14 protein-coding genes are annotated in these 18,763 nt (G+C 44.6%); 9 read left to right on the plus strand and 5 right to left on the minus strand.

The window, feature by feature from the left end; all coding sequences use genetic code 11:
- Positions 1 to 199 precede the first annotated feature (199 nt).
- Positions 200 to 5,074 carry a PKD domain-containing protein gene (locus ACDQ55_RS12155; RefSeq protein ID WP_420981667.1) on the minus strand — a complete coding sequence of 1,625 codons (4,875 nt, stop codon included), beginning with the start codon at positions 5,072 to 5,074 and terminating at the stop codon, positions 200 to 202.
- Positions 5,075 to 5,205: 131 nt separating this feature from the next.
- On the opposite strand from ACDQ55_RS12155, the gene ACDQ55_RS12160 reads away from it, so the two are divergent.
- Together ACDQ55_RS12160 and ACDQ55_RS12165 are read left to right on the plus strand one after the other, a co-directional pair.
- A complete protein-coding gene (locus tag ACDQ55_RS12160) occupies positions 5,206 to 5,805 on the plus strand; it encodes a methyltransferase (RefSeq protein WP_420981668.1) in 600 nt (199 codons plus the stop codon).
- Positions 5,787 to 6,476, plus strand: coding sequence for a rhodanese-like domain-containing protein (locus tag ACDQ55_RS12165; RefSeq protein WP_420981669.1), 690 nt, complete (start codon positions 5,787 to 5,789; stop codon positions 6,474 to 6,476). Before ACDQ55_RS12160 ends, ACDQ55_RS12165 begins: the two co-directional genes overlap by 19 nt.
- Positions 6,477 to 6,594: 118 nt before the next feature.
- On the opposite strand, the gene ACDQ55_RS12170 is transcribed toward ACDQ55_RS12165, so the two are convergent.
- Complete coding sequence (locus ACDQ55_RS12170; protein WP_420981670.1) at positions 6,595 to 8,094, minus strand: carboxypeptidase M32; 1,500 nt, start codon at positions 8,092 to 8,094, stop codon at positions 6,595 to 6,597.
- A gap of 61 nt (positions 8,095 to 8,155) precedes the next feature.
- Here ACDQ55_RS12170 and ACDQ55_RS12175 point away from each other — a divergent pair, with 61 nt between their 5' ends.
- The 6 genes from ACDQ55_RS12175 (at position 8,156) to ACDQ55_RS12200 (ending at position 16,011) form a co-directional block, all read left to right on the plus strand.
- Complete coding sequence (locus ACDQ55_RS12175; protein WP_420981671.1) at positions 8,156 to 9,250, plus strand: Nif3-like dinuclear metal center hexameric protein; 1,095 nt, start codon at positions 8,156 to 8,158, stop codon at positions 9,248 to 9,250.
- Between the two features lie 3 nt (positions 9,251 to 9,253).
- Positions 9,254 to 10,006, plus strand: coding sequence for a zinc ribbon domain-containing protein (locus tag ACDQ55_RS12180; protein ID WP_420981672.1), 753 nt, complete (start codon positions 9,254 to 9,256; stop codon positions 10,004 to 10,006).
- 199 nt (positions 10,007 to 10,205) lie between these two features.
- Positions 10,206 to 11,360 (plus strand): M57 family metalloprotease, encoded by a 1,155-nt coding sequence (locus tag ACDQ55_RS12185; protein ID WP_420981673.1) that lies wholly within the window; start codon positions 10,206 to 10,208, stop codon positions 11,358 to 11,360.
- 458 nt (positions 11,361 to 11,818) lie between these two features.
- Positions 11,819 to 13,306, plus strand: a complete 1,488-nt coding sequence (locus tag ACDQ55_RS12190; protein ID WP_420981674.1) for a tetratricopeptide repeat protein — start codon at positions 11,819 to 11,821, stop codon at positions 13,304 to 13,306.
- 58 nt (positions 13,307 to 13,364) lie between these two features.
- Positions 13,365 to 15,026, plus strand: coding sequence for a DNA repair protein RecN (recN, locus tag ACDQ55_RS12195; protein WP_420981675.1), 1,662 nt, complete (start codon positions 13,365 to 13,367; stop codon positions 15,024 to 15,026).
- A gap of 172 nt (positions 15,027 to 15,198) precedes the next feature.
- The gene (locus ACDQ55_RS12200) at positions 15,199 to 16,011 is read left to right on the plus strand and encodes an enoyl-ACP reductase FabI (protein WP_420981676.1); all 813 of its coding nucleotides are present in this window, start codon (positions 15,199 to 15,201) and stop codon (positions 16,009 to 16,011) included.
- A gap of 103 nt (positions 16,012 to 16,114) precedes the next feature.
- On the opposite strand, the gene ACDQ55_RS12205 is transcribed toward ACDQ55_RS12200, so the two are convergent.
- On the minus strand, positions 16,115 to 16,336 hold the full coding sequence (locus ACDQ55_RS12205) for a DUF2795 domain-containing protein (protein WP_012794455.1): 222 nt from the start codon (positions 16,334 to 16,336) through the stop codon (positions 16,115 to 16,117).
- A gap of 100 nt (positions 16,337 to 16,436) precedes the next feature.
- Here ACDQ55_RS12205 and ACDQ55_RS12210 point away from each other — a divergent pair, with 100 nt between their 5' ends.
- Positions 16,437 to 17,093 (plus strand): ABC transporter ATP-binding protein, encoded by a 657-nt coding sequence (locus ACDQ55_RS12210; RefSeq protein WP_420981677.1) that lies wholly within the window; start codon positions 16,437 to 16,439, stop codon positions 17,091 to 17,093.
- A 68-nt stretch (positions 17,094 to 17,161) separates the two neighbouring features.
- Here the strand turns inward: ACDQ55_RS12210 and ACDQ55_RS12215 are convergent, their stop codons facing one another.
- Together ACDQ55_RS12215 and pdeM are read right to left on the minus strand one after the other, a co-directional pair.
- Complete coding sequence (locus ACDQ55_RS12215; protein ID WP_420981678.1) at positions 17,162 to 18,064, minus strand: histone deacetylase; 903 nt, start codon at positions 18,062 to 18,064, stop codon at positions 17,162 to 17,164.
- 12 nt (positions 18,065 to 18,076) lie between these two features.
- Entirely contained in the window at positions 18,077 to 18,724 is a 648-nt protein-coding gene (gene pdeM / locus ACDQ55_RS12220; RefSeq protein WP_420981679.1) for a ligase-associated DNA damage response endonuclease PdeM, read from the minus strand.
- Between the last annotated feature and the right edge of the window lie 39 nt (positions 18,725 to 18,763).

Consider the following 18,763-nt stretch of genomic DNA (forward strand, 5'->3'; position numbering starts at 1 on the left):
ATAATTTCGCAAATTACCAAAAATAACATATATAATTTTTTGATTTTTTGAATTTAATATATGTGATTGAAGATGACCGGTTTTGCGTGAATATTGCCAGTGCTTACGGCTGTTTTTATGTTATAGCGTGCGCTGCTGTAAGATGGGTTAGTGGGCTTGCTATCGTCAGCTGTTTAGCAGACCACTCACCCATCTGCAATTACCGGATCAGCGTAACGTTTCCTTTCAGCAAGTTTGCTCCGCCTTTATCACAAATTACTTCTACATAGTATACAAATACATCCGGATTCACCGGTACGCCTTTGAACCGCCCATCCCAACCGGAGGCGGGGTCGTTAGTGCTGCCGCCTGCCCGCTCAAATACCAATTGGCCCCAACGGTTAAAGATGCGGAACATGCGGATGGCTTGCATACCGTTCCCCCGTACATAAAACACATCGTTCTGCCCATCTCCGTTAGGGGAGAAAGTATTGGGAATAAAGATATTTCCGTTATCGCATACCAGTTTAATGGTAATGTCATCTTTCGCTTCACAACCAAACCGGTTGGTCACTTTCACATGATAAGTAATGTCGTCTGCTGGGTTAGCCGTTGGCGTTAGACAGTCGTAGCAGCTAAGACCGGTTATCGGCGTCCAGGTAATGTCGATGATATCTTCACTGCCGGTAACAGGTAATGGTATAACCGATCCTATAGATACAACCATATCCGGGCCGGCATTTACTACCGGCGCCGCACGTACGTATATTTTAGCCAATGCTGTGTCAGTGAAACAGGTGCTGTTGTTATAGCCCACTACCTGATAGGTGATATTGTCATTCGGAGTAGCTATTGGGTTGGAGATATCGCTGCGGTTCAGTCCCCGGGAAGGAATCCATTGATAACGTAAAGCTCCGCCCGCCTGCATTTGTACGCTTTCGCCGGCACAAATCTCCTGGTCGAGGGCATATATTTTAAATGGTTGTGCCACCGTTACCGGTACTGCAGCTTCGTTCGTACAGCCGAATTCGTTAGTAGCTATTACGCTATATACTGTATCCATATCCGGCTTTACTACTGGCGATATGCTACTGGCATCTGAAATATTATAGTCGGTCCACTGCACACTTACATTGTTGGTGGTATTGGCTTGCAATTGCAAGGACGCACCAAGGCAAATAGCTGCTTTAGTAGGGGACGGACTTAATGCCGGTATTGGATTTACCACCACACTGGCTGTTGCTGTAGCGGGACAGGAGCCATCGGGGTTAGTGAGTGTTAAGGTAACGGGAATAGTACCAGGTTTGTTGAGTGTAATTTCAGGCGGCGTTTGCTGGTCGTACGTTTTGTCGGTATCTACCTGCCAAAGCCATTTAGGGGATGGTACTTGATTGTTATCGCTGCCTGAAAGCTGGATCTTACCGGATGCACACAATGGCAATACCGGCGCTATCACTGGTTCTGGTTGTGGAGGGATCACTACTGGCAGTGTTTTTTCATCTATACAGCCATAAGCGCTGGTAACGGTGAGCTTTACATTAGTTGTTCCTGGTTGCGGATAATTAAATGAGCCATTCGCCGTGTTGGCGGTATTATCCGGGCTGCCAGGTACGCCAAAATCCCATGCGTTGGTGAAATCCAGCTCCAGTGAGTCTTTGGTTAGTGTTTGACTTTTATTTTCAAAGCTTACCAGTCCGCCGCCACAAGCTTTTATATCATCTGAAGAAAAATCTGCAGTGGCTTTATCCACAATGATCTTATCATTTCCCTCTGCTTTTACGCTGCAGCCCTCGTCGTCTTGTAGGGATACCCTGGGGTAATAAATACCGGCTTTGGTATAAGTATGTGTCGGAGAAACAGGCGTATTGGTAACGATAACGGTGCCATCGTCGAAATCCCACATGTAATTGCTGGTTTTAAGCGCGGTGGCGCTGAGGTTAACGTCTAACGGCACGCAACCTTGCGTAGGCGTAGTTGTCATGGTACCATCCGGGCCATTGATAGTAATAGGTAATGTGGAAGTGCTGGTACAGCCACCTTCCGAATATATGGTGAGTACTACGTTATAGGTTTTGGCGCGTGCATAGATATGTTCGTCGGGGTCGTTTTTGTTGGACGTGCCATTGTCTCCGAAATCCCAGTTAGCGTTTACATAGTCTGTGGAGGTATTGGTAAACAGTACTTTTACCGGCGGACAAAGGTCAAGGTTGTCTGGAATGGTAAAAGATGCTTTAGGATCCGGTACAGTTACTATGCTTGTTTTGCTGATCTGGTCTGTACAGCCTGCGGTGGTCACAATGTTGAGCGTTATATCATATTTGCCGGGTGCATTGTATATTTTATTTGGTCTATTTCCACTACCGGTTGTTCCATCGCCAAAATCCCAGATATAGCTTTGGACATCCCCGTCTGACTGGTCTACGAACGTAAATGTTTTGTCCAGACAGGCAATATTGGAAGGCACCATAAAGTCGGCCTTTACTTTATCGAAGTGAATGGTTTTTTGCGCGCTGGCTACGCAATTAAATTTGTCTGTAACGGTGAGTATAACCGTATAGTCGTTATTGTTAGTATACTGATGTTTGATGTTCAGTGGTTGGGAAGTATAGTTTTCTTTACTGGTTTGATCCCCGAAATCCCATTCCCAGTTCAAAATCTGGTTACCGCTGTTGGCAGTGGATCTATCAGTGAATGTGAATGTTTCATTCTTACAGCTTTTACCAATATAGTTAAAATCAGGATCAGGTCCGTTCACCTCAATAACGATAGGAGCCGCTTCCCGGGTACAACCGTTTTTATCTACAATAGTTAGTTTGATGGTATAGGTACTGGCCTGGTTGTATTGGTGGAAGATGCCGTTGGCCGGATCATAATTGTAGGCGGGTATTGTTTGTACAGGGCCACCTTCACCCCAATCCCAGTCATATTCGTTAATGTTACCATTGTTCACTGCTCCGGGAGTTACCTGCAGCTGGTCGCCTTTACACAACAGTTTCTTGTCGGGTGTGATCACCGGCAGTTCATCGATAATATTAATAGATTGGGTAAAAGTGGACGTACAGATACCGTTATCAATGGTTAGCCTTACTTGTTTAATACCGGACGTGGTATAGGTGAAATCCGGGCTTTGATCGGTAGAAGTAGCGCCGCTTTCACCGAATTCCCAAAACCAGGTTTGCACGGGTGTGGGGATAGGGCCAAAGGTGGAATTATCAGTGAACGTCCGGTGGTATGGGTTCACGCAATCCGGCACGGTAGTAAACCTGGCAATGGGTGGTATGATCTCGATGTAATCCTTTTTGATCAATTGCTCACGACAACCATTGTTGTTTACTTCCAAAATAATATCGTGACTTCCGATTTCATTGAACTGGTGATTGGGATTTTCTTCCTGGCTGGTGCTGTTGTCTTGTACAAAGGTCCAGTTCCAGGAGGTACCGCGGGGAGAAGATAAGTTGGTGAATTGTATCGGATCTTTAGCACATGATTTCAGCGGTGTGGCGATGAAGTCCACTACGGGTCGTATACCGGTACGGATAATAGTGGTAGCGGTAGCTGTACATCCAGTGGTGGTGGTAATGGTTACTGTTACGTAAAAGGTGCCTTCCTGGGTGAAAATATGAGTAGGCCGGGCATCGGTGGAAATACTGCCGTCACCAAAGTCCCAGCTATAACTGGCAATAGGATCGGCAATATCCAGCTCGGTGTAAAAGTCGACTGGCAAGGGAATACACCCTTCCGCTATGCTGCGGTAAATAGTAACATTTGGTTTTGCGATGTTGATATAATTCCGTTTATCAACTGTGGTGTTACAGCCTGCTGTATTGGTTGCTGTAAGCCGGATGGAATAGGTGCCTTCCCGTGTATAGGTATGGGAAGGGTTTTCGAGTGTAGACGTGGTACCATCTCCAAAATCCCACAGCCAGGAAACAGCGCCAACAGATTGTGCATTGAATTGTGTGGTAAACGGCAGGCTGCAGCTCTTTTGCGGAGCGGCTACCGGATCAATCTCTGGGGAAGGATCTACGTGTATGGTTTGCTGTATTTCTTCCATACAATCGCCCAGGCCAGCCTGCATCTTAACGATATAATCGCCTGGTGTTGTAAATGCTTTGACAGCATTAAGCGTATTTTGCGTACTGCCATCCGGAAATGCCCATATTACCTGTTCTGGCGTAGGTTGCGTGGTATTGGTGAAAATGATGTTCTGTCCTGCACAAGCGCTGGAAAAAGTGAAACCCGGCTTTACTTTTTCAATGACGATATAATCAGTTTTGGTGAGTGGGGCAGAGCAGTTACCAGTAGTTGTAGCGGTGAGTTTTACCGTATATCTTCCTTCTTTCGTGTAGGTATGCTGGTTATCCTGCCCGGTGGTGCCATCGCCATAATCCCAGGTATAGGTAACCGGGTCTGGAGAATTATTTACGGTAGTGTTATAAAAATTTACCGTGAGCGGCGCCGTGCAGCTTTGTGTTTTATCGGCTATAAATGAAGGCGTAGGCGCCATTTGTACTTTAATAGGTACCGGGTCGCCGGAGCTGGAACATTTCATGGAATTGGTGACCACGCTGATCACATTATAGGTGCCGGGTTGAGTGAAAGTATGGGTAACGTAAGCGCCGGTAGCGCCGCCGCCGTCGCCAAAATCCCAGGTGATATTGTCAATGCTGCCATCGCCAGGAACGGATTGGTCTGTGAAAACCGCCATGTAAGGAGCGCAGCCCGTGGTGTTAGGCGTAGTAAATTTTACGGTGGGCTTATCATACACCTGCACATCCAATAGTTTTACAATTACATTGGTGGCGCTGTAGGTAGCTGTAAGCTTTACGTGATAAATGCCTGGTGTCTGGAAAGTTTTGGAAGGCGTGAGGTCGTTGGTAACATTGGCTCCCAGCCCGAAATCCCATTCTATTTTTTGATAGCCGCCATCCAGCGTAGCCGTAAAATTAACGAGGAAAGGTGGGCATCCTGCCGTTTTATCGGCTTTAATACTAACCGATTGCCCATTGGCTGAAGCAGCCATGGCAATAATGGGAATCAGGTAATAAGAAATTTGTCTTATGACAATCTGTAGATAATATCGTAGGCTTTTCATGGCAAAGGGTTGGCCGTAAGGCCGGTTCATAGGTGTACTTTCAAAGTATAAAAATAATAATAATGTTTGGAAAACCGATGTATTTATGTATGTGGTTGAATGGCTGTAACTTAGCATAAAAGAAAAGGAAGATGGATAGTCAGTTCTGGAACGAACGATATATCAGTGGAGAAACCGGTTGGGATATGGGCGAAGTGTCTCCTCCCCTGAAAGCATATATAGATCAAATTACGGACCGGGATCTTCGTATACTCATTCCCGGTGGTGGCAATAGTTATGAAGCGGCCTATCTGGCAGGGCAGGCGTTCAGTGACGTTACAGTGCTGGATATTGCCCCTATACTGGTATCGCGGTTGAAGGAAAAATTTGCCCGTACCCGGGTGAAAGTGCTGGAGGAAGATTTTTTCAATCATCAAGGTAGCTACGACTTGGTATTGGAGCAAACTTTTTTTTGTGCTATAGATCCTTCCCGCCGGCCAGATTATGTAAAGCATATGTATGAGTTGATAAAACCCGGCGGTCACCTGGCAGGTGTATTGTTCAATCGTCCGTTTCCCAAAGCCGGCCCACCATTTGGCGGAACGGAAGAAGAATACCGGAAGTTGTTCACTCCTTATTTTGATATAAAAACCTTACAGGGCTGTTATAATTCACATCCGGCCAGACAAGGATATGAGTTGTTTATTAACTTTATGCCGAAACTTAAAACTTTATGCGAAGATTTTTATTAGCAGCATGGGTGATGCTGATAGGGAGTTCACTGATGGCACAGAACAGGCAGGCAGAAGATGCCGCAGCTTTCGAGAAGGATATCCAACAACCTGGTATACAGGTGTTTGACGTGCGTACAGCAGATGAATTCAATACCGGGCATTTACCTCATGCCTTACAGGCCGACTTTACGAAAAGAGACGAATTCAAAGACCGTGTGCAGTACCTGGACAAAAATAAGCCGGTGTATATTTATTGTCTCAGTGGTGGCCGTAGTACTGCTGCTGCCAAATGGATGAGGGAAAATGGCTTTAACAAAGTAGTAGAGCTCACAGGTGGTATTAATGCTTGGAAACAGGCAGGGAAGCCTCTGGAAGGTGTGGCCGATAATCAACCGCAGTTAAGTATGGAAGATTACACCAGGGCGGTTAATGTAAAAGGTTGGGTGCTGACGGATGTAGGCGCATCCTGGTGTCCTCCGTGTAAACAAATGGAGCCTGTGCTGGAAAAATTCTTCCAGGATCATAAACAGGTAAAAAAGGTACAGGTAGATGGCGGTAAAGACCAGGAAGTAATGAAGGCTATCAGCGCCAATGTTTTACCTACTTTTATTTTGTATAAAGACGGAAAAGAAGTAGCAAGAAAGCAAGGGGTAATAGCGTTGGCTGAGTTAGAAATGGGCTTGAAATAATCAGGTGGTTTTAAGCCTGATGGTATAAATAGATAAATGCTTAGCAGAGACAGGTGATGCCTGGTTGCTGCTAAGCATTTTAGTTTATGTTTCTGCCGATGTTTTATTTTACAGTAAATCACCCGATATATTTAGCACGGGCATAATCCAGGAATTTCCCGAATTCCAGTGGCTTTCCGGTTACTTTCTCGCATAATTCATTTGATGTATAATATCTGCCATAGCTATGAATATGGGTACGCAACCATTGCAGTAAAGGTTGGTAGTTACCTGTAGCAATTTGCCCATCAAGTGCCGGTATCTGTTGCTGGGCGGCTGCATAGAATTGCGCGGCGTAGAAGCTACCCAGGGAATAGGTGGGGAAGTAGCCGAAGCTGCCATGCGACCAATGGATATCCTGTAGCACACCCTGTACATCATCTGGTACATTTACGTATAGGTATTGCCGGTAGTATTCGTTCCAGATGTGTTTCAGGTCTTTTACAGAGATACTGCCATCTATCAATCCTTTTTCAATTTCATAGCGGATCATGATATGGAAATGATAGGTAAGCTCGTCTGCTTCCGTGCGGATAAGGGAAGTGTGTACTTTGTTGATCGCTTTATAGAAACTTTCCAGCGAAATGGCGCCCAGGTTTTGTGGAAAGAGTTGTTGCAGGCGTGGATAATGATGTTGCCAGAAAATGAGGCTGCGGCCTACATTGTTTTCCCACAATCTGGATTGGGATTCGTGGATGCCCAGGCTGGCGGCTTCTCCGCAAGGCAGGCCATATTCGGCAGTAGGCAGCCCTTGTTCATAGAGGGCATGACCACCTTCATGGATGCAACTCCAGGTCATGTTGCCAAAATCATTTTCATCTATGCGGGTGGTTACCCTTACATCCAATGGATTAAAACTGGTAGTAAAAGGGTGTTCAGAAATATCCTGTCGTCCGGCTTTGAGGTCGTAGCCCATATTTTCCAATATAGAAAGTCCAAATTGCCATTGGGTATCCCGATCGTAGTGCAGGTGCAGGAAATCTTTATCAACGGGTGGTTGTTGTGCTATCTGCGCCAACAGGGGGGGGAGGTTGACTTTTACTTCATCGAAAATAGTATCCAGCATACCGGTGTGGGCGCCTTTTTCGTATTCATTGAGCAGTGCGTTATATGGGTGGTCTTCATATCCGAGGAGGTCGGCTTCCTGCTTTTTGAGCTCAACCATTTTGGAGAGGGCTGGCGCAAAAAGTTGGAAGTCGTTGGCTTTGCGGGCTTTTATCCATGCATGGTAGCTTTCATTGGTTACTTTCGACATTTCAGCGACAAAAGCGATGGGATATTTCTTGTTTTTTTCCACATCTTCAGCAGAGAGAAGAATGTTTTTTCTTTCTACAGGTGATAGTTCCGTATTATCTTTTAGCGTTTGCAGCACTGTTTCCAATGCCGGAGCGGTAAACATTTCATGGGCAATGGTGCTGAGCGTGGTAAGTTGCTGTCCGCGGAACTCCGCGCCTTTTTCCGGTAGGTAGGTTTCCTGGTCCCAGCCGAGTACAGCCATGGCATTTCTTACATCTGCAATTTTTTGCATTTTTATTTTGTAATCGGCATATTGTTCTGCTGTAGATTTGCTTCCGGACATAAAAAATTAGTTTTTTGCAAATGTAGTTGATGCCGGCAATGAACCATTAATTTTTGCAGCTATGAAAATAAAAGAGATTATACAGGCCATTGAGCAGTTTGCCCCTTTACAGTACCAGGAAAGCTATGATAATGCGGGGCTTATTTTTGGCAGGGCAGAGCAGGAGGTAACCAATGTTTTGCTTACGCTAGACGCCACAGAGGCAGTGATTGATGAGGCTATTTCCCGGGGATGTAACCTGGTGATTGCCCATCATCCTATCGTGTTTGGCGGGTTAAAAAAGATCAATGGGAATAACTATGTAGAGCGGGTAGCCATTAAAGCGATAAAGCATGATATTGCCGTATATGCCGCCCATACTAATTTAGACAATGTGCATAACGGGGTATGCGCCGTTATGGCCAACCGGCTGGGGCTGGAGCAGTGCCGGGTGTTACAGCCTAAACGGGGATTATTGAAAAAGTTATTCACATTTGTGCCGGAAGCAGATGTAGAGAAAGTGAGGGCAGCCTTGTTTGCTGCGGGCGCCGGACATATTGGCAATTATAGCGAATGCAGCTTCAATGGCGCAGGCGAAGGCACTTTTAAGGGCGATAAGGGAACTGATCCGTATGTAGGAACACCGGGAAAAAGACATTTTGAGGCAGAAATAAAGTTGGAAGTAATTTTTCCGGTATATTTGGAAGGCAAAATAGTGCAGACCTTGTTAGGTCACCATCCTTACGAAGAGGTGGCTTACGACATAGTGAGCCTGGACAATGCCTACCAGCAAGTAGGTTCGGGATTGATAGGCATATTGCCGGAGGCTATGGACGAGATGCAGTTTTTACAATATGTAAAAACACAGTTTCAGACAGGTTGTGTGAAATATACGCCATTAAGGGGCCGTTTGGTAAAGCAAGTCGCTTTATGTGGCGGGGCTGGCAGCTTCCTGTTAAAACAGGCTATAGGGGCTGGGGCAGATGTGTATATATCATCAGATTTCAAATACCATGAATTTTTTGATGCTGATAATCAATTGGTTATAGCAGATATAGGACATTTTGAGAGCGAGCAGTTTACAGTGGAGTTATTTTATCATATATTGACTGAAAAATTCCGTAATTTTGCGCCTCTTAAATCTACGATTAAAACAAACCCGGTAAATTATTTATAATACATGGCAACCGTAAAAGAATATTCCGTTGAAGAAAAATTAGCGTCTGTATTGAGATTACAGAAGATTGATTCCAAGCTGGATGAGATCCAGGTGCTGAAAGGGGAGTTGCCGATGGAGGTAAAAGACCTGGAGGATGAAATTGAAGGTTTGAACACCCGTCAGTCTCATATCGAAAATGAGATGAAAGGTATCCAGGATTTCGTTGCCAGTAAGAAGAACGCCATCAAAGAAGCAGAAGCGCTGATCAAGAAGTATGAGAAGCAGCAAGACAATGTGAAGAATAACCGCGAGTTTGAGGCGATCACCAAGGAAATGGAGATGCAGGCGTTGGAAATCAAATTGGCTGAAAAACATATTAAAGACGCGAACGAAGAGATCAAAGAAAAAGGTCGCGTACTGGAAACTGCTAAAAGAGCCATTGCTGATAAAGAAGCGAACCTGAAGCATAAGAAAGGTGAACTGGAGAAGATTATAGCAGAAACTGATAAAGAAGAAAAATCTTACCGTAAGGAAAGTGAAGACGCAAAAACCAAGGTAGATCCCCGCTTACTGCAAGCTTACGAGAAAATCCGTAAGAACTATCGCAATGGTTTGGCGGTAGTAACCGTAGAGCGCGATTCTTGCGGTGGTTGCTTCAATGCCATTCCTCCTCAACGTCAGGCAGAGATCCGTCAGCACAAAAAGATTATCGTTTGCGAACATTGCGGCCGTATCCTGGTGGATAACGACCTCGAGGCCAGCATTACTATCTAAGTAACGAAGGACAAAATAATATAAGAAATTAAAAGAGGATGTCTCAAAATACTTTTGAGGCATCCTCTTTTAATTTTAATTGGTAATAATTTGTTAACCTGTATTATTCCATTAATGATTTCACAGCTGGTATTTTGTAATTGAGTTGCCCTGGTCCTATTATATCTGTAGCATTTATAACCCTATATCATAAACACCCATGAAAACAACCAAATGCTTTTTATTGCTGGCGCTGTGCGCAGCAGCCATTTTTAGCTCCTGCAAAAAATCGGAAGTTAAACCATCAGCCACACCGGATGAAAAAATTGAATCCCGTTATCTTATCCGTCTGTATAAACTAGGATTTGATACTACCCGGGTAAAAAGTACTGGTGCCTATATTGTTACGCAGGGTGATTACACTTTTGCCAAATCGTTCCTAGACACTTTGAAGCTGGAGAATATAGTTGCTCCTGAAGTGTCAAAAGATGCCACCGGCAGACATGCTAGTACCAATACCCTGTTGACAAAGAATAACATTGTAATATATTTGCCAAAAGGAACACCTACATTTCTTTATAATGAGGTAACCTATGCCCTGGGCAAATGGAACCTGATTCCGGGCAGTAATCTTAACTTTTACATTACCTATAACGGGGAAGAACCATACGACTGGAAAATTATCAACCAGCCTATAGGATCTGGTAACCTTGCTGTTGCTGATTTTCCTGGTTATCCGGATGCTAACGGTGTGCCAGGTTATAACATCATTGTTGATGAGGCGTATATATCAACATTGTATAATACTGTGGTGAGATGGCCCAGATTAGTACGTATGCTGATGCATGAAATGGGACACATGGTAGGATTAAGGCATACCGACTGGGATGCCATCGGAGAAGGGCAATCGATATGGGGAGCCAATTATATCCCTGGTACCCCCACACAGGATCCTGCATCTGTATTCAATGGTTTTTACAATCCTAACAGTCCTTACGTAGATGTGATGGATTTTTCGGCAGGAGACATAACCGCCATCAGCAATCTATATCCGCTTAGCACCTGTAATCTGCAGGGGTATGTGAATCTTTATTCGCATACTGACAATGGTGAATTGAATAATGTTCACCGGTTTGCCTATCCTGCCTTTTATGAGCGGAACATTGAAAAGTATGCCTTGTCAAATATAGAAGTACAGATCACAGGTATCTCGGTAAATTATACCTACAACTATAATGGACCTATACCGGAAGATGGTTTTATATTTCCCAATTATGAAATGCCTATACATAATACCTACAGGGTACGTATGAGATATACGAATCTGAAAGGCTGTTTGAGTACCTGGGGTGAAAAAGTTATTTCCTATTACTAGTATTGTTTAGGAGAAAAAGGAAGGGGGGCATCTCAAAAATAATTGAGATGTCCCCTTTTTTATTGGCTGTTAAAGGCGATATCTCTCTCGAAGCAGATGGAGATAAAACTGCTTTTAGTGATTCCTTACATGTGTGCAAGAGTGCTCTTTTTTGTGTGGATAACTAGGAATCCCTCAAAGGAATGGAGGTAATTTGTGTAACTATTTGAAAATGAAAAGATAGCGTAGGATTCGTGCAGTTCTCCTTTACATTATTAAAAAATATACTAATTAATTTAGTTTTGTTTTACTAATTATATTAGCTTTGTATTGCTACGCAGTTACCTTGCGTAGTAGTTCTTTTATTTTGTGGCAGGGAGTTGGATGCACCATGCAACTTTAAAAAATATGATTTGTTTATTTGGGATTTATAGGATGATATGTGAGATTTGATTTTTAATCCTGGAATATTTTCCCGTATGCGTATTATTTTTTCATTGTTGTTGTTGCTATGTGTTGGTGGGACTGTGAGTGCCAGGCAAAAAGTATTTGATTTTAACGCCCGGTGTGAGCAGGCATATGATGCCATTATGCAGTTGCGGTTGAGTACCGGAAAGGCATTGCTGGAAGCAGAAAAGAAAGAACACCCGGATAACCTAGCGCCTTATTTCCTGGACAACTACGCGGATTTCTTTCCGCTCTTTTTTAATGAAGACCCGGCAGAATATTCCCGTAAAAGGAGTCTGAGGAATTTTCGTTTGAATAAAATGGCGGAAGGTCCGGAAGATTCTCCCTATTTTTTGTATACCCAAGCTGCTATTAAGTTTCAGTGGGCGATGATCAAGGTGAAGTTTGATGAAAAGTGGGATGCTACCTGGGAGGTACGGAAAGCTTATATGATGTTGAAGGAGAACCAGCAACGCTTTCCCGATTTTGTACCTAACAACCTTTTGTTAGGAGCCATGCAAACGGTATTCGGTACCATTCCGGAAGGTTATAAGTGGATTACTAATATCCTGGGTCTGAAAGGCAGTATGAAGCAGGGGATGGCCAATGTGAACAAGTTTATTGAGAGTGATGCACCGGAAGCAAAAATGTTCAGGGAAGAATCTTATTACTATTATTGCTATCTCATGCTCTTTATAGTGAATAAGCCGGAAGAAACCTGGGAGTTCCTGCAACGCAAGAAGCTGGATACGAAGAACAACTATCTCTTCGCTTTGATGGTGGCTAACCTGTCTTTAAACAATCAAAAGGCGTCTACCGGGCTAAAAGTACTGGAGGATCGTATGGAGACGTCGGAATATGCAGATATTGAGTATGCCGATTATGTGCTCGGGCTGTTGAAGCTAACCAGGCTGGATACAGACGCGCATATTTACCTGGAACGGTTTATCAATAATTTCAGGGGTAGATTTTATGTAAAAGAGTGTTTGCAGCGGTTAAGCTGGTCGTATTACCTGGAAGGCAACCAGGCGGCGGCAGATAAATACCGGGCTATGATCTTTACCAAGGGAGGATTGGAAACAGATGCAGATAAACAGGCACTAAAAGAAGCCAAAACTGGTAAATGGCCTAATCCCTTTTTGTTGAAAGTACGCCTGCTTAGTGATGGTGGCTACTTTAATAAAGCGTTGGCCATGTTGCTAACCAAAAAAGCAGCCGATTTTCCGGCGATGGAAGATAAGCTGGAATATGCCTACCGGCTGGGCCGTATTTATGATGAAAACGGGCAAGACGACCAGGCCATTTCTATGTACGAGGTAACTGTGAAAGTAGGAAGCAACCGGCCGGAATATTATGCTGCCAGGGCTTCCCTACAAATGGGCTATATTTACGAAAAAAGAAAAGAGAAAGCGAAGGCCATAGAATGTTATCAGAACTGTCTGAACATGAAAGGCCATGATTATAAAAATTCCCTTGACCAGCGGGCCAAAGCAGGCATTCAGCGGGTAAACGGAACCTGAGTTATTTTGGCATTTTTTAATTCCGTGAAATTAAAAAATCCCCAATTTTCCTTGTTATATGCTACAGCGATTAACGATCAAAAATTACGCAATTATCGATCACCTGGAGGTAGACTTCTCCGGGAACCTGAATGTAATCACCGGGGAAACCGGTGCAGGTAAGTCTATATTGTTAGGTGCGCTTTCCCTGATACTGGGAGAAAGATCCGATCCCGGGGTATTGTTCGATAAAACAGGAAAGTGTGTGATAGAGGGATTCTTTAAAATAAAGAAATCCCAGGTAGCCGCTTTCTTTGAGGCGCATGAGCTGGACTTTGAAGATCAGTTGATCATCCGCCGGGAAGTAAGTGCCTCCGGAAAATCCCGCGCTTTCGTGAATGATACACCGGTAAATATTTCCCAGTTATCTGAATTAAGCGGTTACCTGGTAGACTTGCACCAGCAATTTGATACGTTGGCCCTGGGCAATGCGGATTTTCAACGGGAAGTGGTGGATGCGCTGGTTAATAAACTAGCTATGTTGCAGCAATATCAACAAGGATTTGCTCAATACGTTCAGGTACAAAAGCAATACAAACAGCTATTCGACAACCGCGACAGTGCTAACAAAGAATTGGATTATAACCGTTTTCTGCTGGAAGAGCTAACTGAAGCAGGGTTTAATCCCAATGAAATAGAAGACCTGGAAATAGAGCTGCAAACATTGAGTCATGCAGAAGAGATCAAGAACGCTTTAAACAAGGTTTATTTCCAGTTAAAAGAAGATGAGCAGCCTATATTGCAACAATTGAAACATCTACAGTTGTCTTTGCAGGGGTTATCTTCATTTCATAAAGACATGCCTGCTGTAGCAGAACGTATGTTATCAGCTTATCTCGAATTACAGGATATTGCCGGCGAAGTGGAACAGATCAACGACCATGTGCAGTACGATGCACAACGTATAGAGCTGGTGAACGAAAGGATGGCCCTGGGCTACCGTTTGTTTAAGAAGCATGGCGTGCATACCACCGACGAATTACTGGCCATTAAAGCGGCGCTGGCGCTTAAAGTGGAAGATGTATTGAACCTGGATGATCAGCTGTTGTCATTGGAACAAGAGCAAGCCCGCTTAAAAGGTGAATTAGAGCAAGCGGCAGCGGTGATAACTGTTCAGCGCCAGGAGCAGGCAACGCCTTTCGAAAAGCATGTAAATGCTTTGCTGGCACAGGTGGGTATGCCTAACGCCCGTTTAAAAGTAGAGATCACCATAGGAGAGTTAAATCCTTATGGTCAGGATACCATTGAATTTTTATTTGATGCCAATAAGAGCAATCAGTTTGCTCCGGTAGGCAAGGTGGCCTCCGGAGGAGAGCTAAGCCGGCTGATGCTGTGCATTAAATCATTGGTGGCGCAGTCAGTAGCCTTGCCCACGCTCATTTTTGATGAGATAGATACCGGTATTTCCGGAGAGGCTGCCCGCCAGGTAGGAGTTATTTTGAAAGATCTCGCCAAATCCCATCAGATCATCTGTATCACACACCAGCCGCAGATTGCAGGTAAAGCGGATGCACATTACTTTGTATATAAAGATGCAAAGGCGGATAAAGTAACAACCAATGTACGTTTACTTTTGGAAGAGGAAAGGGTGAATAAGATTGCCCAGATGCTGAGCGGAGAAAAGCCTACCGCGGCTGCCTTGGAAAATGCGAGGGAAATGCTGGCAGTAAGCGAAGCGTAAGCTGGCAATGCTTGTAAAATAAACAGATTCAACAGGGCACTTATTAAACATTTTTGGCTGCAGATAACCCGTTTTTATCTACAGCCTTTTTTGTAAATGCTGGAAGCTCAATGTTAATATCTTTTTTTTTCAACTATAACGACTATTTTTGCCGAAATTAATTTTTGACCAAATGGCTCATAACTTATTAAAAGGGAAAAAAGGTATCATCTTCGGCGCATTAGACGAAAGATCTATTGCATGGAGAACAGCACTGCGTTGCGTGGAAGAAGGCGCTGAAATTGTGCTTACCAATGCTCCTATTGCCCTGCGTATGGGTGAGATCAACAAACTGGCAGAAACCTGTAAGGCACCCGTAATTCCGGCTGATGTTACCAATATGGATGATTTGGCCAACCTGTTCAACAAATCTATGGAGCACTTTGGCGGAAAAATCGACTTTGTTCTTCACTCCGTAGCAATGGGCATGAACATCCGTAAAGGCAGAACCTACACTGACCTGGACTACGATTTCAATCACAAAACATTCGATATCTCTGCAATGTCTTTGCACCGCGTACTGCAAACAGCTTATAAACTGGATGCGTTAAACGAATGGGCATCTGTTATTGCCTTGTCCTATATCGCTGCACAAAGGGTATTCCCAGACTATGGCGAAATGGCTGATGCCAAAGCCCTGTTGGAGTCTATTGCCCGCAGTTTTGGTTATCACTATGGCGTGCATAAGAAAGTACGTATCAACACGATCTCCCAGTCTCCAGTGAAAACAACTGCTGGTGGCGGTGTGAAAGGTTTCGACGGCTTTGTCTCTTACGCAGAGAATATGAGCCCATTAGGTAATGCTACGTCAGATGAATGTGCTAATTATGCAGTGGCGCTGTTCTCAGACCTTACCAAAATGGTTACCATGCAGAACCTCTACCATGATGGCGGTTTCTCTTTTACCGGCGTATCCAAACCGGTGATCGAAGCGATGGAAAAATAACATCAAACTACCTCTTCAACAAAATAAAAAGCCGCTTCCTCATCAGAAGCGGCTTATAAATTATTTGTCATAGTGTGAACGGGAGTGCTGTCAGCAACACTGGTTAATATTCATCCTCATTAAAGAAGAAGTCATCCTGCGACGGATAATCAGACCAGATATCTTCAATCCCCTCATAAATTTCTCCCTCATCCTCCAGCTCCTGAAGGTTCTCGATTACTTCGATCGGTGCACCGGAACGAATGGCGTAGTCGATAAGTTCGTCTTTAGTAGCTGGCCATGGAGCATCCTCCAGGTATGAAGCTAATTCTAATGTCCAGTACATCTTATTAAAATTTTTACTTTTTAATTTTTCGCAAAAGTATTATTTAATTTGAAATAAACAACTTTTACTATTTTATCGGTTAATTACTTTTCTTTGAGTTATGCTAACCGCTCGCAATGTTACCAAAAATTATTCCAATTTACCCATTTTGAAGGGCGTGGATATTACTGTCAGTAAAGGAGAGATTGTTACAATAGTAGGATCTTCCGGTGCTGGTAAAAGCACGTTACTTCATATCCTGGGAACGTTGGATACGCCCACTACCGGAGAGATCTGGCTCAATGATGTCAATCTGACCGGTTTAAAAGGAAACACCCTGGCCGATTTCAGAAACCGACATATTGGCTTTATTTTCCAGTTCCATCACCTATTGCCTGAATTCACTGCCCTTGAAAATGTATGCATACCTGGTTATATTGCAGGGGTCCGCAAAAGCCAAGTACAACAAAAAGCACAGTTCCTGCTGGAAACGCTGGGCCTGAAAGAGCGCCTGGACCATAAACCCAATGCCCTCTCAGGCGGAGAGCAACAAAGGGTAGCGGTAGCACGCGCACTCATCAATGATCCGGATGTAGTAATGGCCGATGAACCTACCGGTAACCTTGATTCCCGGAATGCGCGCGAATTACATCATCTCTTCCTGGAGCTGAGGGACCAATTAAAGCAAACCTTTATCATCGTTACCCACAACGAAGAACTGGCGCCTATGAGCGACCGGCAACTACTTATGAGAGACGGGAAAATTATCCAGGGCTAAGGTAAGGCGCTTCATAGCAAATAGATCGCAGCAGCGGCGGGCATAATGATAATGCCTGCCTTTTTGTGTTAATATCCGTAGATGTCGATGCCTGCTTTAAAGGTGTTGCAATGGGCATTTACAATGTCGCGGATATGCGGGGAATAACCGCCGCCCATAGCCACCGCACAAGGGATATGATGCTTTTTCAGGGAATGGAACACCATTTCGTCCCGCTCCCGGCAGCCTTGTTGGGTTACCTGTAGTTTCCCGAATTTGTCGGTAGACAAGATGTCTACTCCAGACAGGTAAAAGACAATATCGGGCTTTACCCGGTTAATTAATACTGGCAGTGCAGCTTCCAGCAGTTGGAGATAGCCGCTGGTGTCCAGGCCATCGGGTAGTGGCACGTCCCAGTCGGATATCTCTTTATGGAAAGGATAATTGTGTGCGCCATGCATACTAAACGTATATACTTCTGGGTTATCAGCAAAGATGGCAGCCGTGCCGTTGCCCTGGTGCACATCCAGGTCTATGATAAGCGCTTGCCGGATACGTTGTTGCTGCAATAGGTAGTTGGCAGCGATGGCAAAGTCGTTTAACAGGCAAAACCCTTCCCCGTGACCGGCAAAAGCATGGTGGGTACCACCGGCTACATTAAATCCCAGTCCTTGTTCCAGTGCATGTAAGGCAATGTCGATGGTGCCTTGTGCAATCACTATTTCCCGTAGGGTAAGTTCAGGCGATTGTGGGAAGCCGATTTTCCGCTGCTCACGGGGATGCAGCTCCTGTGCTTTTAGCTGATGCCAATAAGCTGCGGTATGGGTAAGCAGGATGGCGGCTTCGTTGGCCGGTGCCGGCGTAAACAGTTGGGCGGGGGTAATAACGCCTTCCCGCAATAGCTGGTCGGGTATCAGCTCGTATTTGAGCATCGGGAAGCGGTGCGTTTCGGGAAGCGGATGGATGTATATGTTGTGCCAGGCTATCTTCATGCTATAGTTTTATCATTGTGCCCTGATAATGGATTTTCCGGCTATTACAAAAACAGTATCTGAAATACTTGGGTCCAGATTAGCATGGCCGGTAAAGTGCCCGAATGCAGGCAGAATGCCACAATAGCGGCCAAAGTAAAAGCAGGGTAAGCGCAATCGTTGTTTGCCTGCGCCAGCCATCACAAAGGCAGGATGCAGGTGCCCGGAAAAGGTATATTGATAACCATTGCTGTCTTCACAGGGCTCATGGATGAAATGAATGCTGCGCAGGGTAAGGGAGGGGTGTACATTGATCTGTAGTTGCTCATATATGGCGTCGGCCAGTATGTCGTGGTTGCCTTTTACGAGATCAATGGTGATGTTGGAAAACTGCTGCCTCCATAGCTGGAAGTATTGTACTTCATTATTTTCCCGGCTATGGAACATATCACCTACAACAATGATTCTTTCTGGCAAGTAAAAGGTGATCAGTTGTTGTAGCCGGAAAAGATCATCCTGGATAATACCGGCTGGTACGGCAATGCCTGCCTTGCGGAAATGGGCTGCTTTTCCCAGATGGAGGTCTGAAAGGATCAATGCTTTTTCTTCTTCCCAATAAATAGCCCGTTCGGGCAGTAAATGCCAATGTTGGCCCTGAAAGTGAAATATTTCCCCGCCCACTGAATCAACAGTTTTTAATGGGATGCAAATTATCGATTT

This window comes from Chitinophaga sp. 30R24 (assembly GCF_049056765.1).
Classification (GTDB): domain Bacteria; phylum Bacteroidota; class Bacteroidia; order Chitinophagales; family Chitinophagaceae; genus Chitinophaga.

What these genes read in the sequence shown, in the direction of transcription:
- ACDQ55_RS12155 (WP_420981667.1), bottom strand. Translation starts at nt 5,074, where the DNA reads ATGAAAAGCCTACGATATTATCTACAGATTGTCATAAGACAAATTTCT.
- ACDQ55_RS12160 (WP_420981668.1), top strand. Translation starts at nt 5,206, where the DNA reads ATGGATAGTCAGTTCTGGAACGAACGATATATCAGTGGAGAAACCGGT.
- ACDQ55_RS12165 (WP_420981669.1), top strand. Translation starts at nt 5,787, where the DNA reads ATGCGAAGATTTTTATTAGCAGCATGGGTGATGCTGATAGGGAGTTCA.
- ACDQ55_RS12170 (WP_420981670.1), bottom strand. Translation starts at nt 8,094, where the DNA reads ATGTCCGGAAGCAAATCTACAGCAGAACAATATGCCGATTACAAAATA.
- ACDQ55_RS12175 (WP_420981671.1), top strand. Translation starts at nt 8,156, where the DNA reads ATGAAAATAAAAGAGATTATACAGGCCATTGAGCAGTTTGCCCCTTTA.
- ACDQ55_RS12180 (WP_420981672.1), top strand. Translation starts at nt 9,254, where the DNA reads ATGGCAACCGTAAAAGAATATTCCGTTGAAGAAAAATTAGCGTCTGTA.
- ACDQ55_RS12185 (WP_420981673.1), top strand. Translation starts at nt 10,206, where the DNA reads ATGAAAACAACCAAATGCTTTTTATTGCTGGCGCTGTGCGCAGCAGCC.
- ACDQ55_RS12190 (WP_420981674.1), top strand. Translation starts at nt 11,819, where the DNA reads ATGCGTATTATTTTTTCATTGTTGTTGTTGCTATGTGTTGGTGGGACT.
- recN (WP_420981675.1), top strand. Translation starts at nt 13,365, where the DNA reads ATGCTACAGCGATTAACGATCAAAAATTACGCAATTATCGATCACCTG.
- ACDQ55_RS12200 (WP_420981676.1), top strand. Translation starts at nt 15,199, where the DNA reads ATGGCTCATAACTTATTAAAAGGGAAAAAAGGTATCATCTTCGGCGCA.
- ACDQ55_RS12205 (WP_012794455.1), bottom strand. Translation starts at nt 16,336, where the DNA reads ATGTACTGGACATTAGAATTAGCTTCATACCTGGAGGATGCTCCATGG.
- ACDQ55_RS12210 (WP_420981677.1), top strand. Translation starts at nt 16,437, where the DNA reads ATGCTAACCGCTCGCAATGTTACCAAAAATTATTCCAATTTACCCATT.
- ACDQ55_RS12215 (WP_420981678.1), bottom strand. Translation starts at nt 18,064, where the DNA reads ATGAAGATAGCCTGGCACAACATATACATCCATCCGCTTCCCGAAACG.